Raw genomic sequence first — 16,909 nt, 5'->3', positions numbered from 1 at the left:
CGTCTGCGCTCTCGTTGGTGTCGAAGCTGGTCTCGTGTGCTGCGCTCCATCTGGGTCAGGGGCCAATAACAGTAGTGTGTCGCCCCCCGCCGCCGCGTCGCGGCCGCGGCACACCTAGCCGCGCTGCTGCAGCCGCTCCACGTACTTGGCGATGATGTCGACCTCGAGGTTGACGACGGTTCCGACCGGCGCGGTGCCGAGGGTGGTGAGTTCGCGGGTGGTGGGGATCAGCGACACCTCGAGCCAGTCGCCGGTCTCGTCGCGCCCGAGTCCCGAGACCGTCAGCGAGATGCCGTCGATGGTGATCGAGCCCTTCTCCACGACGTAGCGGGCCAGCTCCTCGGGCAGCGAGACGCGCACGACCTCCCAGTTCTCCTGCGGGTCGCGGGACACGATGGTGCCGGTCCCGTCCACGTGCCCCTGCACGATGTGCCCGCCGAGGCGGCTGTTCACCGCCGCCGCGCGTTCGAGGTTGACCAGCGAGCCGACGCCGAGACCGCGCAGGCTGGAGCGGTTCAGCGTCTCCCCCATGACGTCGGTGGTGAAGCTGTCGCCGTCGACGATCGCGACGACCGTCAGGCAGACACCGTTCACCGCGATCGAATCGCCGTGGCCGGCATCGGAGGTCACCAGTTTGCCGCGGATCGTCAGCCGGGCCGCATCGGCCAGCTGCTCGGCCGCGACGATCTCGCCCAGCTCCTCGACGATGCCTGTGAACATGCCCTCTTCTCCTGTCACCCGGTGCCCGCTCGAGCCAACAGCCCGGACCGTGGGCGCTATTCCCGCCCGATGCTGCCTGTGGCCACCAGCCTAACGACGCCGGGTCGTAGGCGGCACCCGGCCGGTACCGGCGGGCCCTGGACCGCAGAGGAGACCTCGACTCGGCGAATCGGGAGACAAACCGACGGACCGACCTGCCCGGACGCCGAAATCGGAAATACATTCCTGTAATTTCGGAGTATTTCTTGATCTGAACAATGAAATCGAGCGGCCGGTGATTTCTCGGCCGACCGTTCCCGCAGCGCGGCCGAGATTTCGGTATCCGTCATCGGCCGAACGTGGAGTTGTACCCGGTCGGCGACGCGCTTACACACAAAGCTTGCGTTCGACGGAAATCGGAAGCAATATTGTTATGCAGTTGATTCCCAGTGTTCAACTTCCGAGCGAGCAGTTCAGCGCGGAACCGTTCCACCTCGCGCACCGCGTGCGAGCAGGCAGGAACCAGTCAAACCGACGGAAGGTAGAGGCCCTCACGGGTCGGATCCAGGTTGGACAACAACACCACAGATGGGGGTGCGGCGTGACCACGCTTCTCGATTCGACACTCGAAGCTCGCTGCGTTCAATATCGTCGCGAATTTCACCTGCCGGCATCGATCGATCCCACGTCACGACACATCCTGCTGGAAATAGGCACACGCTACGGCGCGATCACGATGCCCGCCGATCTCGGCGAGCGCGTCCAGCGGCAGCTGGAGCAGACAGATCTCGCCGGGCCCGTCGTCCACCACCCCCGCGCCCGGCGCTGGACCTTCATCACCGGCCCGGCCCGCGCGGGGAGTATGACCAAATCCGTGTCGGCCGAACTGTTCCGGCTCTACGCCACCGTCGCGTGCACCGGCAGCCAGGTGGTGCTGCCCTCCGCCGACGACGAGCGCACCGGGTACCGCACCTGGGTGCAGGCGCCGGAAACCGCCGAGGCCGTCCCTCCGCTCGAGGACGTCATCGAGGCGACGCGAGCGGTGTGCACGCGAAAAGTACCGGCCCGCTGAGGATTCCGGCCGAAAGCACGCCGGAACGAGGTTACGGCGCCTCGACCGCGATCACCTTGTCGCGCAACTTCTCCACGGTCGCGCCCGGGTCCTCGGTCCCGTAGACCGCGGACCCCGCGACGAAGCAGTCGACACCGGCCTCGGCGGCCTGCTCGATGGTGTTCATATTGATACCGCCGTCGATCTCCACGATCAGCCGCAGCTCGCCCGAGTCGACCAGGCGGCGCACCGTGCGCGCCTTGTCCAGCACGTGCGCGATGAACGACTGGCCGCCGAATCCGGGCTCGACGCTCATCACCAGCAGCGTGTCGAAGTGGCGCAGCATCTCGAGGTACGGCTCGATCGGGGTGTTCGGCTTCACCGACAGGCCCGCCTTGGCGCCCGCGGCGCGGATATCGCGGGCCACCGCCACCGGATCGTCGGTGGCCTCGGCGTGGAAGGTGACGTTGTGGGCGCCCGCCTCCGCGTACGGCGGCGCCCAGCGGCCCGGATCCTCGATCATCAGGTGGCAGTCCAGCGGGATGTCGGTGGTCTTCAGCAGGCTCTGCACGACCGGCAGGCCGAGGGTCAGATTGGGCACGAAGTGGTTGTCCATCACATCGACGTGCAGCCAGTCGGCGCCCTCGACGGCCTTCACCTCCCGCGCGAGGTTCGCGAAGTCCGCGGACAGGATGGACGGCGCGATCATCGGTGACGGGCGATGGAAATGCGAGTTGGAGGTGGCCACAGCGCGCAGTGTAGCGGTCGGCGACACCCCGGCATCTCGAAGCAGGCACAGATCCGATTAGTCCCCGCGGGGTTGGGTAGCCTTCTGAGGGTGATCAATATTTCGGCGGAGCAGGGACTGCGCAGCACCCCGGTGGAAATCGGCGTCGCCGCTACCGTGTCACAGTTGCCGATCGTGCGCGGGCTTGCCGAAACGCTGGTCCTGCTCAGCGATTTCACCCTGGACGAGGTGGCCGACATCCGGTTGGCGGTGGACGAGGCGTGCTCGACCCTCATCGCGATCGCGGCCCCGGGCAGCACGCTGCGCTGCCGGTTCACCGTCGGCGACGACGATCTGCTGGTGCGCGTCACCGGCATCGCCGCCACGGCGGGGCTGCCCGATCAGCGCAGCTTCGGCTGGCACGTGCTGCGCACGCTCACCGACGAGGTGACCACCACCCAGGAGCCTTTCGACCAGGCGGTCTCCGGACATCCGACCGTCGTGGAGTTCCGGCGGGTCCGGGGGAAGGCGTAGTGGCTGACGAGGACACCGTGTTCGGCTCCGGCGACGCCGCCGACTCCGAACGCACCGCATCCACGGATGCCGGAAAGCACGCGGCCGCCGACCCCGACGAACCCACCGGTACCGATACTGCGGACGCGGACACCGCCGACGGTGAGGCCGCCGACGAGGTGGACGAGGTCGCCGAGTCGGTCTCCGGATACGACGACGTCACAACCCTTTTCGAGGAGCTGGCCGCGGCCGCCGAGGATTCCGATCGGCGCGCCGAGTTACGCACCCAGCTGATCAGCCGCTGTATCCCGCTGGCCGATCACATCGCGCGCAAGTTCAGCGGGCGCGGTGAGCCTTTCGACGATCTGACACAGGTGGCCCGGGTGGGGCTGGTGCACGCGGTGGACCGGTTCGACATCACCCGCGGCTCGAACTTCCTGTCCTTCGCGGTGCCCACGATCATGGGCGAGGTGCGGCGCTACTTCCGCGACAACACCTGGGCGATGCGAGTTCCGCGCCGGGTCAAGGAGACTCACCTGCGCATCGGCGCCGCCATCGACACGCTCTCGCAGTCGCTGGGCCGCTCCCCCACCGTCAAGGAGATCGCCACCGAGCTCGAGATCAATCCGGACGAGGTCACGCAGGCGGTCATCGCGGGCAACGCCTATCAGCCCAGCTCGATCGACGCCGTCTCGGTCGGCCGCGATACCGAGGCGTCGCTGCTGGATACGCTCGGCGAGGAGGAGTCGCAGTTCGACCGGGTCGAGGAGTACGTGGCGATCCGCCCCCTGCTGGCGGGGCTGCCCGAACGCGAGCGCCGCATCCTCACCATGCGGTTCTTCGAGTCCATGACGCAGACCCAGATCGCCCAGCGCATGGGAATCTCGCAGATGCACGTCTCGCGCATTCTCGCCAAAACCCTTGCCCGCCTCCGGGAGCAGTCCGCCCGGGAGTGAGGCGGGGGATGTCGTAGATTGCGAGGCGACCATGATCACCTGACGGCAGGGGACGGCGTGGCGCAACTACCGTTCGATTCGCTCTACCGGCACGGATTCGCCCGGGTCGCGGTCGCCGTGCCCCCGGTGCGGGTGGCCGACCCGGCCTACAACGCCGAGCAGACGCTGCTGCTCGCGCGGCGGGCCGCCGCCGACGGCGCGGTGCTGACCGTCTTTCCCGAATTGGGCCTGTCGTCCTACACCGCCGACGATCTCTTCCATCAGGACGCGCTGCACCATGCCGTCGAGTCGGCGCTGGCGCACGTGGTCGCGGAGAGCGCCGATATCGACTCGGTGCTGGTGGTCGGCGCGCCGATCCGGGCGCAGGGGCGGTTGTTCAACTGCGGGATCGTGATCGACCGCGGCCGGGTGCTGGGCGCGGTGCCCAAGAGCTACCTGCCGAACTACCGGGAGTTCTACGAGAAGCGGCAGTTCGCGGCGGCGCGGGAGAACCTCGACGACCGGGTGTCGATCGCCGGGCAGCGGGTGCCGTTCGGTGCGGATCTGCTGTTCGCCGCCTCGAATCTGGACGGCTTCGTCCTGCATCTGGAGATCTGCGAGGACGGCTGGGTTCCGCTGCCGCCCAGCGGTTTCGCCGCGCTGGCCGGGGCGACCGTGCTGGTCAACCTGTCCGCCAGCAATATCGTCGTCGGCAAGGCCGACTTCCGGCGGCAGCTGTGTGCCTCGCATTCCGCGCGCTACATCGCCGCGTATCTGTATTCGGCCGCGGGACACGGCGAGTCGACGACCGATATGGCCTGGGACGGTCAGGCGCTGGTGTGCGAGAACGGCGAGTTGCTCGGCGAGGGAGAGCGTTTCGCCGATCACCCGCAGCTGGTGACCGCCGACATAGACCTGCTGCGGCTGGCGGCCGACCGATTGCGGATGACCAGTTTCGCCGACAACGTGCACGATCACCGGGAGCGGCTGGCCCGGCTGCGGCGCCTCGAGATCGAGCTGCCGATACCGTCGGCGGCGGTCGCGCTGCGGCGCGAAATCCCGCGCTTCCCTTATGTTCCGGCCGATCCCGCGGTGCGCAACGAACGCTGCGCGGAGGTGCACCACATCCAGGTCGAGGGGCTGAGCACGCGGCTGGCGGCGACCGGATCGCAGCGGGTGGTCATCGGGGTGTCCGGCGGGCTGGATTCCACGGCGGCGCTGATCGTGGCCGCCAAGACCATGGACCGGCTCGGGCTGCCGCGCTCGAATGTGCTGGCCTACACCATGCCCGGATTCGCCACCGGATCCAGGACGCGGCAGGACGCGCATCGGCTGATGCGGGCGCTGGGGGTATCGGCGCACGAGATCGACATCCGGCCGTCGGCCACGCAGATGCTACGGGACCTGAATCATCCTGCCGCCGACGGTGTTCCGCGGTACGACGTCACCTACGAGAACGTTCAGGCGGGCGAGCGCACCTCGCATCTGTTCCGGCTGGCCAATCAGCGGCACGCGCTCGTCGTCGGCACCGGCGATCTCAGCGAACTGGCGCTGGGCTGGTGCACCTTCGGCGTCGGCGATCACATGGCGCACTACAGCGTGAACGCCTCGGTGCCGAAGACGCTGATCAAGTACCTGATCGCCTGGGCGGTCGACACCGGCGAGCTGGGCCCCGACGCCGACGAGGTGCTGACCTCGATCCTCGCCACCGAGATCTCCCCGGAGCTGATCCCCGCGGAAAACGGTGCCGCGGAGGGTGATTCGCCGCAGCCGGGGCAGAGTTCGGAGGCCACCGTCGGCCCCTACGAGCTGCAGGACTTCCACCTGTACTACCTGCTGCGCTTCGGCTATCTCCCGAGCCGCATCGCCTACCTGGCCCGCCACGCCTGGTCCGACCGCACCCGCGGGCGCTGGCCCGATCTGATCCCCGAACCCGACCGCCACGAATACGACCTGCCCACCATCAAGCACTGGCTCGCCGAATTCCTCCGCCGCTACATCCAGACCAGCCAGTTCAAGCGCTCCACCCTCCCCAACGCCCCGAAGGTCGGCTCCGGCGGTTCCCTGTCCCCCCGCGGCGATTGGCGTGCCCCCAGCGACGCCGTCGCCACCGCCTGGCTCGACGAACTGGCCCGCAACGTCCCGGACTGACCCGCCCCACAGCAGATTCCGGCCAAAAGCATGCCGGAAACAAGGGATGGACGGCCGCACACCTTCATTCCCGGCGCGCCGCACACCCTTCATTCCCGGCGCGCCGCACACCCTTCATTCCCGGCGTGCCGCACACCTTCATTCCCGGCGCGCCGCACACCTTCATTCCCGGCGCGCCGCACACTCTTCATTCCCGGCGTGCTTTTGGCCGGGATCAGCCGACCGCACCGTGCTGTGGCGGCAGTTGCGGCAGGGCCGGGTCGTAGAGCCAGGTGTCCCATAGGGGGCGGAGGGACGCGGTGCTGTAATGCCCTGCGAGGTCGGCGAATTCCTCCGTGCTGACCGAGGAGTGGCGGTATCTGGCGGTCCATTCGCGCAGCAGGCCGAAGAATCGGCCGTCGCCGAGTTCCAGGCGCAGGGAGTGCAGCGTGAGGGCGCCGCGCTTGTACACCCGGTCGTCGAACATCGCCGCCGGGCCCGGGTCGCCGACCACGATGTCCTGGGGGCTGCGGGACAGGGTGTGGCGGGCGGCGCGGGCCATCTGGTCGGCCGTGGGGCCGCCCGATGCCTCGGACCAGATCCATTCGGCGTAGCAGGCGAATCCCTCGTGCAGCCAGATATCGCGCCACTGCCGCACGGTGAGACTGTTGCCGAACCACTGGTGCGCGAGTTCGTGCGCGATCAACCGCTCCGCGCCCCGGCGGCCGTCGCAGTGATTGGCACCGAAGATCGACAGCCCCTGCGCCTCGATCGGGATCTCCAGATCGTCGTCGGTCACCACCACCGTGTAGCCCTCGAAAGGGTAGGGCCCGAAGCGATCCTGGAACGCGGTCATCATCTGCGGCTGCCGCGCGAAGTCGTGGTCGAACGCGGTCCGCAGCCGCGCCGGGAGCAGTGCCTGCATCGGCACCGGCGCATCGTGCGACGATCCGATCCGGTACCTGCGGTACGGCCCGATCTGCACGGTCGCCAGATAGCTCGCCATGGGCTCGGACTGCTCGTACACCCAGGTCGTCTGGCTGGCCTTGGTCTGCTTGTGTGTCAGCACGCCGTTGGCGGCGGCGTAGTACGGCGAATCGGCGGTGATCGAGATCCGGTAGCTGGCCTTGGAACTCGGGTGGTCGTCGCACGGGAACCAGGAGGCCGCGCCGTTGGGCTGGCTGGCCACCAGTGCCCCCTCGCTCAGTTCCTCCCAGCCCACCTCGCCCCACGGCCCGCGCACCGGCCGCGGGGTTCCGCCGTACTGGACCACGATGGCGAGCACGCCACCGGCCGGAATCTTGCGGGCCGGTGTAATGGTGAGCTTGCCGCGCTGATGCGAATACTTCGCGGCCTTCGACCCGTTGACGAAAACCTTGGTGACACCGAGCGATTGGGACAGGTCGAGGGCGAACCGAGGGCGCACGGCGGTCGTCACGGCGGTGATCGATGCCCGCCCCGTCAGCCGGTTGCTGTTCACCTTGTAAACCAGCTCCAGCTCGTACCGCGACACCCGATATCCGCGATTGCCGTTCTGCGGCAGGTACTCGTCGATCGGCTCCTCGTAGAACTTGTCCCCCATCATGAGCCCTCGGACCAGGGCGCGATCGGGTTGCCCTGCCACCGGGTGGAAGGCGGGACGGTATCGCCGCGCATCACCAGCGAGGCCGGGCCGACGGTGGCGCCCGCGCCGATCCGTGCCGCCGGGAGTGCGACGCAATGCGGTCCGAGGGTCGCCCCGGCCTCCAGGGTCACCGTGTCCATGGCCATGATCCGATCATGGAACAGGTGGGTCTGTACAACACATCCGCGCTCGACGGTCGCCCCGTCGCCGAGGGTCACCAGATCGGCCTCGGGCAGCCAGTACGACTCGCACCACACGCCGCGCCCGATCCGCGCGCCCAGCCCGCGCAGCCACAGATTCATCACCGCGGTGCCGGTGGCCGCGCGCGCGAACCACGGCGCCGCAACGGTTTCCACGAAGGCGTCGGAGACCTCGTTGCGCCACACGAACGAACTCCACAGCGGATGTTCGACCTTCTCGATGCGCCCGACCACGAGCCACTTCGCCGCCACCGCGCACCCCCCGGCCAGCAGGCCCGCGCCGAGCAGCACCACGCCCGAAAGCAATGCGGCGAACCAGTATCCGGGCCCCTGCGCCAGCGCGGCGAGCGCGAACAGCACGCCGAGCCCGATGCCGAAGGTCACCATCACGGGGAGCAGGCGGCAGGTCTCGACCAGACCGCGGGCGACCTTCAGCCGCAGCGGCGGGTCGAAGGTCCGCGCGGTGTCGGAGTCACCGGCCGTGCGGCGCAACCGGACCGGCGGGCTGCCCAGCCACGACGAGCCCGCCTTCGCCTTCTCCGGTGCCGCCGACAACACCGCCACCAGACCATTCTTCGGTACCCGGCGGCCGGGCGCGGTCATACCGGAATTGCCGAGGAATGCTCGCTTGCCGACCTTCGCGCCGCCGATGTGCAGCCAGCCGCCGCCGAGTTCGTAGCTGGCGACCATCGTGTCGTCGGCCAAGAACGCGCCGTCGGCGACCGTGGTGAACTTCGGCAGCAGCAGCACCGTCGACGCCTCGACGCCCTTGCCGATGGAGGCGCCGAGCAGCCGCAGCCACAGCGGCGTCAGCAGGCTGGCGTAGAGCGGGAACAGGAAGGTGCGCGCGGAATCCATCAGGCGTTCGGTCGACCACGCCTGCCAGCCGACGCGGCTGCGCACCGGGTGATAGCCCTCGGTCAGCCCGATGCTGAGCAGCCGGACCGACACCACGGTCGCGGCCGCGAAGACCGCCAGGCTCAGCAGCGTGGCGACCGGCAGGATCGCGAAGGCGTCGCCGAGCGCGCCCGGCAGGGTCCGGTCGTCGCGAATCCACCACGCGATCAACGCGCCGCCCGCGGCGAGGGCGAGGATCGGCATCGCCGCCAGCACCATCGAGGTCAGCCCGAAGACGGCGACCCAGTGCACGGCGCGCGGCGGCGTGCTGGACGGCCAGGGATGGTCGGCCTTGCCCACCTTGGCCGCGGGCGAACCGGCCCACTCCTGTCCCGCCTTCACCTTGCCGAAGACCGCGGAACCCGGTGCGACAACGGCGTTCTTGCCGATCACCGCGCCGGGCAGCAGCGTCGACCGCGAACCCACGACCGCGCCCGCGCCGATCCGCATGGCGCCGATGTGGACCCGGTCCCCGTCGATCCAGTATCCGGCCAGATCCACCTCGGGTTCGACGCTGCAGCCGTCGCCGAGTTCCAGCAGTCCCGTCACCGGCGGCAGCGTGTGCAGGTCCACGCCCCTGCCGACCTTGGCGCCCAGCGCCCGCGCGAACGGCACCATCCACGGTGCGCCCGACAGGTTCTCGGCGCCGCTGGCCTCCGACAGGCGCACCGCGGCCCACAGCCGCAGGTGGACTGAGCCGCCGCGCGGATAGACGCCGGGCCCGACGCCGCGCAGCAGCAGCCGCGCCCCGGCGACGCAGATCGCCATCCGGCCCGGCGGCGAGATGAACAGCACGAATCCGAGCAGCGCCCACCACCACGACAGCCCGGGCATCCACGGGATGGCACCGGACCAGCTCGCGATATTGGTGACGATTGCGAGCCAGGTCAGCCACTGCAGGCCGGTCAGCGTGGTGAGCGGGACCAGGGCCAGCAGCTGCGCCCACTGCGCGCGCCGCGGGGTCGGGGTGACCGTACGCGTTTCGACGGCGGCGACCGGCGCGGCGGCATCCAGCAGATCCGCGAGGGCGCCCAGGCGCGGGTGGTCGTAGAGGTCGGCGACGGTGATCTGCGGGAACCGTTCGCGCAGTGCGGTCACCAGCTGTGCCGCGGCGAGGGAACCGCCGCCGAGGTCGAAGAAGTCCGCGCCCCGCCCCGTGACCTCGGCGCCGAGGATCGAATTCCACAGTCCGGCAATCCATTGCGCCGTCCCCGTGAGCCCGGCGCCGGGCTCCGGATCGGCCGCGGGGCCGGGCAGCGGCCACGGCAGCGCGTCGCGATCGACCTTTCCCGATGTCCGCGTGGGTAATTCGCCGAGCACGGCCAGCCGCGGCACGAGCGGGGCGGGCAGTTGCCCGGCGAGCAGTTTGCGGGCGTGCCCGACATCGAAGCCGGGATCGGCGGTGGCGAGGTAGCCGACCAGGATTCGGTTGCCCGCCTTGGTGGTTCGCACGGCGGCCACGGCGGCGGTCACGCCCGGCAGGTGCTGCAGCGCGGTATCCAGCTCGCCCAGTTCGATGCGGCGGCCGCCGATCTTCACCTGATCGTCGGCGCGGCCCAGGAAGACCAGGCCCGCGCTGTCGTTGCGGACCAGATCGCCGCTGCGATAGGCCCGCTCCCAGCCCAATCTCGGCATGGGCGCGTACTTCTCGGCGTCCTTGGCCGGGTCGAGGTAGCGGGCCAGGCCGACGCCGCCGATCACCAGTTCCCCGGATTCGCCCTCCCCCACCGGATTTCCCTCGGCGTCGACGACCGCCAGATCCCAGCCGTCCAGCGGCAGCCCGATCCGCACCGGCGATTCGCCGGTCAGCCGGGCGGCGCAGGCGACGACGGTGGCCTCGGTGGGGCCGTAGGTGTTCCACACCTCGCGCCGGCCCATCCCGGCCAGCCGCTCGGCGAGTTCGGGCGGGACGGCCTCGCCGCCGAAGATCAGCAGCCGCACCGCGTCCAGCGCCTCGGCGGGCCACATCGCGGCCAGGGTCGGGACCGTCGAGACGACGGTGATTCCGCGCCGCACCAGCCAGGGCCCCAGATCCACGCCGCTGCGCACCAGCGCCCGCGGCGCCGGGACCAGGCAGGCGCCGTGCCGCCACGCCAGCCACATCTCCTCGCACGAGGCGTCGAAGGCGACCGACAGCCCGGCCAGCACGCGGTCCCCCGGGCCGATCGGCGCGTCCCGCAGAAACAGCCGGGCCTCGGCATCGATGAAGGCGGCGGCGTTGCGGTGGGTCACCGCGACACCCTTCGGCGTGCCCGTGGATCCGGAGGTGAAGATGATCCACGCGTCGTCGTCCGGTCCCGGCGGTGCGGCGGCCCCCGGCCGGTCCGGGTCCGGTCCGGTCGTGTGCGGCACGACCCCGGCGGCGGTGACGACGGCGCTGACCCCCGCCTCGCCGAAGACCAGCCGCGCCCGCTCGTCCGGATCGTCGGCATCGACCGGCACGTAGGCGGCGCCCGCCTGCAGCACGGCCAGAATGGTGACGTACAGCTCGCCGGTCCCGGACGGGATGCGCACGCCCACTCGGTCGCCGGGCCGCACACCCGCCTCGCGCAGCCGGTCCGCGGTGTCGTCGACCTCGGCGAGCAGTTCGGCATAGCTCAGCGGGTCGCCGCCGTCGTCGAGCGCCGGTGCGTCGGGGTGGTCGCGTGCCGTCTCGGCCAGAATGTCCACCAGCGTGCGCGGCGGAGCGGCGAAAATGGACCGCAGCAGCGGCGACAGTGCTGGGATCGCCACGGAGTCCGCTGCGATCTCCGAGACCTCCGGCTGGAGCGTCACGTCCCGTCCACCTTTCCGATCGGCCCGCTCGTGCGCTGTTTGTCTCACGCCAGGGTTACCGATTCGCAAACATCATGCTTACGCCGTCCCACACTCCGCCGGGCAGGACGCCCTCCGGCCCGTATGCGGCCGATTTGCCCGGACCATTCTTCCAGGTCCGGATTCGGGCGTGCCTCGTCCATACCGGAACAACGACGGAGCACCCGGTCCGGATCGCGAACTAGGCGGGTTTGCGCAGCGCGGCCGTGAACATGGCGTCGGTGCCGTGCCGGTGCGGCCACAGCTGTGCGGACGGTCCGTCGCCCAGCGCGGTGACGCCGGGCAGCAGCTCGCGGGTATCGAGCTGTTCGGCGCCCGTCCGGCGCACCAGATCGGCGACCACGGCGACGGTCTCGGGCAGGTGCGGAGAACAGGTCGAGTATACGACCACGCCCCCGGGCCGCAGCAGATCCCATGCGGCGGTGAGCAATTCACGCTGCAGCAGCGTGAGTTCGCGCACATCGGCGGGGGTCCGGCGCCAGCGCGCCTCCGGGCGGCGGCGCAGCGCGCCCAGGCCGGTGCAGGGCGCGTCGACCAGGATGCGGTCGTAGCCGGGTTCCAGTCCGCTGTCGCGGCCGTCGACCACGCGCACCCGCACCGGAAGCCCGGCGGTCGCCTTGCGCACCAGGTCGGCGCGGTGTTCGGCGGGTTCGATCGCGTCGACGTGACAGCCGTCGATGGCGGCGAGGGCGCCGAGCAGCGCGGCCTTGCCGCCGGGACCGGCGCACAGGTCGAGCCAGCGGCCGGTGTCGGGGCCGAGCAGCGGGGCGCGGACCAGCGACAACGCGACCAGCTGGCTGCCCTCGTCCTGGACCGCGGCCATGCCCTCGCGCACCGGTTCCAGCTTGCCCGGATCGCCGCCGTCGAGATACACCGCGTACGGCGACCAGCGCCCCTCCTCGCCGCCGGTGACCAGGGCCAGCTCCTCGGCGGTGATATCCCCGGGCCGCGCCACCAGGTGGACGGCCGGGCGTTCGTCGTCGGCGGCCAGCAGGTCGCGCAGCTCGTCGGCGTGGGCGCCCAGCGCGTCCGCGAACGCCTGGGCGATCCACACCGGATGCGCGTACTCGAAGGCCACGCGGCCCAGGGGATCTCGCGGTGCGAGCCGGTCCACCCACTCCGGCGCGGCGCGCTCCCCCGCGCGGCGCAGCACGGCATTGACGAATCCCGCCTTGCCGCTGCCGAATTCGGAGCGCACCAGATCCACCGAGGTGTCCACGGCCGCGTGCGCCCCGACGCGGGTCCGCAGGATCTGGTACACGCCGAGCCGGAGCACGTCCAGCAGCGGCCCGTCGATATCGCCGACCGCCCGGCCCGCACAGTCCGCGATCACCGCATCCAGCAACCCGAGCGACCGGCACGCCCCGTACGCCAGTTCGGTGGCGAATGCCGCATCCCGTCCCGACAGCCGACGTTCCCGAAGCAGCGCGGGCAGCACGAGATTCGCGTAGGCATCCCGCTCCCGCACCGCACGCAGCACATCGCGCGCCACCTCGCGCGGCGCATCCACCGCGGCGTTCCGCCCGCCCCCGCGACCCCCGCGCTCGGCCCGAGTCGCGCGCTCACCTCCCCGGTCCCGCTCGTTGCGAGCCGGGCGGCCCTCTCTCCCGCCCCGCTCATCGCGAGCGTTCCCCGGACGCTTCCCGCCCCCGAAGCCAGCCCCACCGGAACCTGACCCCGCACCACGGCTTTTCGATCGCCCCTTCGCCGCGCCGCCGCCGGAGGATTGGGGGGATCCGGCGCCCGCACGCCCTGTCGGAGCGTCGCGGCGACTCCTCGAATTCGGTTGCCCCGCACCACGTTCCGGCTTGCTCACGCGACCACCGCGCCGGGCTCCAGGCGTGCTCCGCGGGCCCAGTCGAGGGCGGACATCATGCGTTTGCCCTGCGGTTGTACCTGGCCGAGGCGGACGGCCGTGGTGGCGGTGCCGACGTAGACGCCGGTCTTGCGGACCTCGATCGCGCGCGGCGGCAGAGACTCCTCGACCAGCTCGACCGGGCCCAGTTTGAGGCGCTTCCCGTCCACCTCGGTCCAGGCGCCGGGGGCGGGCGTGACCGCCCGGATGCGGCGGCCGATCGCCAGCGCCGGTTGATCCCACCGGACGTGCCCCACCTCCGCATCGACCTTCGGCGCGTAGGACACGCCCTCGGCGGCCTGCGGAACGGCCTGCACGGTGCCGTCCTCGATGCCGTCGAGCGTCGATTCCAGCAGTCGCGCACCGGATTCCGCGAGCCTGCCCAGCAGCGTGCCCGCGGTATCGGTGACCGCGATCTTCTCGGTGACGACACCGAACACCGGCCCGGTGTCGAGGCCCTCCTCGATGCGGAAGGTCGCGGCGCCGGTGATCTCGTCACCGGACAGGATCGCCGCCTGCACCGGCGCCGCGCCACGCCACGCGGGCAGCAGCGAGAAGTGCAGGTTCACCCAGCCGTGCCGCGGGATGTCGAGCACCCGCCGCGGCAGCAGCGCACCGTAGGCCACCACCGGGCAGCAGTCGGGCGCCAAGGCCGTGAGCCGTTCGACGAACTCGGGCTCCGACGCCTTGCGGGGAGTCAGCACCTCGATGCCGTGCTCCTCGGCCAGCAGCGCGATCGGCGAGCGGGTCACCTTGCGTCCGCGCCCGGCGACGGCGTCCGGCCGGGTCACCACCGCTACCACCTCGTGCTGCGGGGATTCGACGAGCCGGCGCAGCGACGGCACCGCGGGCCCGGGCGTCCCGGCGAAGACCAGGCGCATCAGCGGATCCGTCCCGCCGGCGCGGACCGCGCGGTGGCCACTTCCGCGGCCGACATCACCGTCTTCCCGGCGGTGAACCACTCCGATTCGCGCACCGCGCGCATCGCCTCCTTGCGGGTCGCCGCGTCCAGCCGGTCCAGGTACAGCACGCCGTCGAGATGGTCGGTCTCGTGCTGGACACAGCGCGCCAGCAGGCCCTCGGCCTCGAATTCCACCGGGGCGCCGTCGATGTCGACGCCGCGCGCCAGCACCCGCAGCGCGCGCGTGACGTCGTAGCGCAGCCCCGGGATCGACAGGCAGCCCTCGGTGCCGGTCTGCTCCTCCTGGCCCACCACCTCGTAGCTCGGGTTCACCAGGTGCCCGGCCCGCCGGGTGCCGGGCCGATCGCTCCCGGCGGAGTTCGTGTCGTAGACGAACACGCGCAGGCCGACCCCGATCTGCGGCCCCGCCATCCCGACACCGCCGCTGCCGCGCATGGTGTCGGTCAGGTCGGTCACCAGCTGGCGCAGTTCCCTGTCGAAGGTGGTGACCTCGTCGGCGCGGGCGCGCAGAACGGGGTCGCCGAACAGGCGAACGGGCTGGATGGTCACGAGCAACTCCCGGGCGAGAAGGTACGGTCGCCTCATTTTACGGAGCCCGCGGCGCGGATCCGCCCGGGTCGTCCGGATCAGGTGTGCGCGCCGATGATCACCTCGGGAATTCCGGTCCCCAGCGGCACGAACCGGCAGTCCGGGGCGACCGCGTGCGCGGGGTCGAGGACATTGAGCAGCAACTGCCGCACGAGCGGGTCGTACACCAGGTGGAAGTGCCCGGTGAAATCGATCGGGCACACGTCCTGCAGCACGATGTTCTCCGCGCCGGGACCGCGCAGCGCGATATTGGCGAACGGCTGGATCATCTCGTCGACGCGGCTCCCGATCGTGGTGTAGCGCACGCCGGGCACGGTGTCGCCGCCCGCATTGAGTTCGCGGATGAACGGCGATCCGGCGGCCTGCTGCACCGCCGCGGGCGAGGTGACCTTCTCGAACACCCACCACAGTCCCGGAATCGAATCGGCCAGCGGCACCAGGCCGTACATGACCCCGCCGTAACTGGGCGAGGCCAGACCCACCCACTGCTGCACCCGATCGGCGCCGCCGAGCTTGTTGACGAAGTATCGAGTCACGTTGGCGCCCTGCGAGAATCCGACGAGATCGACGCGGGCCGCGCCGGTCGCCGCCAGCACCCGGTCGACGAAGTCGCCGATCTGGCGCGCCGACAGCCAGATGTCCTCGGTGCCGAAGCTGCGCACGGCGTCCGGTTTACCGCCGTAGTTCAGGGCGAAGACGCAGAAACCCGCGCGCACCAGGGCCGGGCCGATGGCCGACCAGTCCGAGTAGGCCGATGCGTCGGTGCCGTGCGCCAGCACGACGGGGCGCGGATGCCGGGCACTGGGCCTGCACCCGAAGTCGTTGGTGCCCTCCGGAGTTGCCGCCGGATGGGCCTTCAGATACCAGGACGCGGACAGGTGCTCGTCCTGCGGCGGGGCCGACTCGGTGGGTATCGCCGGTGGCCGGTATCCGGGCGGGAGGACCGGGTCGGCGGCTGCCGCACCCATCACGGTCCCGCCGCCCAGCACCAGCGCGCCCACCAGGGCGCCCGTCACCGCGGCGTATCGCCGTTGTGATACCTCCCGAGGTCGTCGACCTCTCCGTTGTCCCATGCCACGAATCATTCCCCGATTCGGCCGGGAATATCCGTGCTGACACGGTCTTTCGCCGCCGCTACTTCTCGGGGCTCTCGTCGTCGGCGAGAATCCGGTAGAGCGAGCGCCGCGACTCGGTGAGCACCTCGGCCGCCTTGGCCGCCTGCTCCGGCGTCCCGGCCCGCGCCACCTGCGCGACGGCACCCATCAGCTGTCCGACCAGCTCGCGCAGATCCAGCGCCTGGTCGCCGACGCCGTCGCGGACCTCCTGCCAGGGATCGCCGAGTTCGTCGCGATGCGACGCCACGTACTCGGTACCGGCCTCGGTCAGCTTGGCGGTCTTGCGACCGGCGACCTTCTCGATGAGCACCAGCCCCTCGTCCTCGAGCTGCGACAGCGCCGGGTAGATCGACCCCGGGCTGGGGCGCCAGACGTCCTCGCTGCGCTCGCGGATCTGCTGGATCAGCTCGTAGCCGTGCATCGGCCGCTCCTGCAGGAGCAGCAGGATCGCCGCGCGGACATCGCCGCGCCGCCCCCGGCCGCCGCGGCCGCGACCGCGGCCGAAGGGGCCGCCGGGGCCGCCGAATCCGGGACCGAAGTCCGGTCCGAACGGGCCGAATCCGGGGCCGAAGCCGTGCGGACCGTGCCCGCCGCGCGGGTGACGGCGGAACTGTTCGCGACCGCCGGGTCGCGGGCCCCGCCGGAATCCCCCGCCGCCCCTCGGCATGTTGTGCCTGTGTTGCATTTCTGTTGCGCCGTGAGGGGCGGGGTGAATCCGTATCTGCCCAGGCGGTGATAGTCGGCGAGGGCATCGACCAGCGGGGCTCGGGAATGGTCCATAGTCCAGCGCTACCCGCTGGCGTGCCGGGCACACCTGCGGCTACCGGCTCTCCGATGGC

At 70.8% G+C, this 16,909-nt stretch carries 13 protein-coding genes; 4 read left to right on the top strand and 9 right to left on the bottom strand.

Annotated features, from left to right (window positions below):
• Positions 1-114: 114 nt before the first annotated feature.
• Positions 115-720: a riboflavin synthase gene (locus QH290_RS32855; RefSeq protein ID WP_280265743.1), complete on the bottom strand. Its 606-nt coding sequence runs from the start codon at positions 718-720 to the stop codon at positions 115-117.
• 715 nt (positions 721-1,435) lie between these two features.
• Between QH290_RS32855 and QH290_RS32850 the strand changes: the two genes are divergently transcribed.
• Positions 1,436-1,771, top strand: coding sequence for a hypothetical protein (locus tag QH290_RS32850; protein WP_280265744.1), 336 nt, complete (start codon positions 1,436-1,438; stop codon positions 1,769-1,771).
• Between the two features lie 31 nt (positions 1,772-1,802).
• Here QH290_RS32850 and rpe read toward each other — a convergent pair whose 3' ends face one another.
• Positions 1,803-2,459, bottom strand: coding sequence for a ribulose-phosphate 3-epimerase (rpe, locus tag QH290_RS32845; RefSeq protein ID WP_280265747.1), 657 nt, complete (start codon positions 2,457-2,459; stop codon positions 1,803-1,805).
• A gap of 129 nt (positions 2,460-2,588) precedes the next feature.
• On the opposite strand from rpe, the gene QH290_RS32840 reads away from it, so the two are divergent.
• Genes QH290_RS32840 through QH290_RS32830 form a run of 3 tightly spaced genes read left to right on the top strand, consistent with a single transcriptional unit; the run spans position 2,589 to position 6,076 of the window.
• On the top strand, positions 2,589-3,011 hold the full coding sequence (locus tag QH290_RS32840) for an ATP-binding protein (protein ID WP_280265745.1): 423 nt from the start codon (positions 2,589-2,591) through the stop codon (positions 3,009-3,011).
• Positions 3,011-3,946, top strand: a complete 936-nt coding sequence (locus QH290_RS32835; protein WP_425301688.1) for an RNA polymerase sigma factor SigF — start codon at positions 3,011-3,013, stop codon at positions 3,944-3,946. Before QH290_RS32840 ends, QH290_RS32835 begins: the two co-directional genes overlap by 1 nt.
• 57 nt (positions 3,947-4,003) lie before the next feature.
• The gene (locus tag QH290_RS32830; RefSeq protein WP_280387167.1) at positions 4,004-6,076 is read left to right on the top strand and encodes an NAD(+) synthase; all 2,073 of its coding nucleotides are present in this window, start codon (positions 4,004-4,006) and stop codon (positions 6,074-6,076) included.
• 214 nt (positions 6,077-6,290) lie between these two features.
• Here the strand turns inward: QH290_RS32830 and QH290_RS32825 are convergent, their stop codons facing one another.
• The 7 genes from QH290_RS32825 to QH290_RS32795 all read right to left on the bottom strand — a co-directional run bounded on the left by QH290_RS32825 (position 6,291) and on the right by QH290_RS32795 (position 16,737).
• On the bottom strand, positions 6,291-7,640 hold the full coding sequence (locus QH290_RS32825) for a M1 family metallopeptidase (RefSeq protein WP_280387165.1): 1,350 nt from the start codon (positions 7,638-7,640) through the stop codon (positions 6,291-6,293).
• Positions 7,637-11,524 carry a Pls/PosA family non-ribosomal peptide synthetase gene (locus tag QH290_RS32820; protein ID WP_425303684.1) on the bottom strand — a complete coding sequence of 1,296 codons (3,888 nt, stop codon included), beginning with the start codon at positions 11,522-11,524 and terminating at the stop codon, positions 7,637-7,639. Before QH290_RS32820 ends, QH290_RS32825 begins: the two co-directional genes overlap by 4 nt.
• A 247-nt stretch (positions 11,525-11,771) precedes the next feature.
• A complete protein-coding gene (locus QH290_RS32815; protein ID WP_425303683.1) occupies positions 11,772-13,100 on the bottom strand; it encodes an RsmB/NOP family class I SAM-dependent RNA methyltransferase in 1,329 nt (442 codons plus the stop codon).
• 302 nt (positions 13,101-13,402) lie between these two features.
• Positions 13,403-14,326: a methionyl-tRNA formyltransferase gene (gene fmt, locus QH290_RS32810; RefSeq protein ID WP_280387160.1), complete on the bottom strand. Its 924-nt coding sequence runs from the start codon at positions 14,324-14,326 to the stop codon at positions 13,403-13,405.
• A complete protein-coding gene (gene def / locus QH290_RS32805) occupies positions 14,326-14,916 on the bottom strand; it encodes a peptide deformylase (protein WP_280269198.1) in 591 nt (196 codons plus the stop codon). The genes fmt and def overlap by 1 nt, the downstream gene beginning before the upstream one ends.
• Positions 14,917-14,993: 77 nt before the next feature.
• Positions 14,994-15,923 (bottom strand): esterase/lipase family protein, encoded by a 930-nt coding sequence (locus QH290_RS32800; RefSeq protein ID WP_280387169.1) that lies wholly within the window; start codon positions 15,921-15,923, stop codon positions 14,994-14,996.
• A gap of 166 nt (positions 15,924-16,089) precedes the next feature.
• On the bottom strand, positions 16,090-16,737 hold the full coding sequence (locus QH290_RS32795) for a PadR family transcriptional regulator (RefSeq protein ID WP_280387158.1): 648 nt from the start codon (positions 16,735-16,737) through the stop codon (positions 16,090-16,092).
• Positions 16,738-16,909: the final 172 nt, after the last annotated feature.

The sequence above is a fragment of the Nocardia wallacei genome (assembly GCF_029869545.1).
GTDB lineage: Bacteria > Actinomycetota > Actinomycetes > Mycobacteriales > Mycobacteriaceae > Nocardia > Nocardia wallacei_A.
The sequence above is the reverse complement of the archived record's forward strand: the minus strand, read 5'-3'. Positions and strand labels throughout refer to the sequence as shown.

Bases quoted from the DNA above. Each gene is read 5' to 3' on its own strand.
- QH290_RS32855 (WP_280265743.1), bottom strand. From the start codon at position 720: ATGTTCACAGGCATCGTCGAGGAGCTGGGCGAGATCGTCGCGGCCGAG.
- QH290_RS32850 (WP_280265744.1), top strand. From the start codon at position 1,436: ATGCCCGCCGATCTCGGCGAGCGCGTCCAGCGGCAGCTGGAGCAGACA.
- rpe (WP_280265747.1), bottom strand. From the start codon at position 2,459: ATGATCGCGCCGTCCATCCTGTCCGCGGACTTCGCGAACCTCGCGCGG.
- QH290_RS32825 (WP_280387165.1), bottom strand. From the start codon at position 7,640: ATGATGGGGGACAAGTTCTACGAGGAGCCGATCGACGAGTACCTGCCG.
- fmt (WP_280387160.1), bottom strand. From the start codon at position 14,326: ATGCGCCTGGTCTTCGCCGGGACGCCCGGGCCCGCGGTGCCGTCGCTG.
- QH290_RS32800 (WP_280387169.1), bottom strand. From the start codon at position 15,923: ATGGGTGCGGCAGCCGCCGACCCGGTCCTCCCGCCCGGATACCGGCCA.
- QH290_RS32795 (WP_280387158.1), bottom strand. From the start codon at position 16,737: ATGCCGAGGGGCGGCGGGGGATTCCGGCGGGGCCCGCGACCCGGCGGT.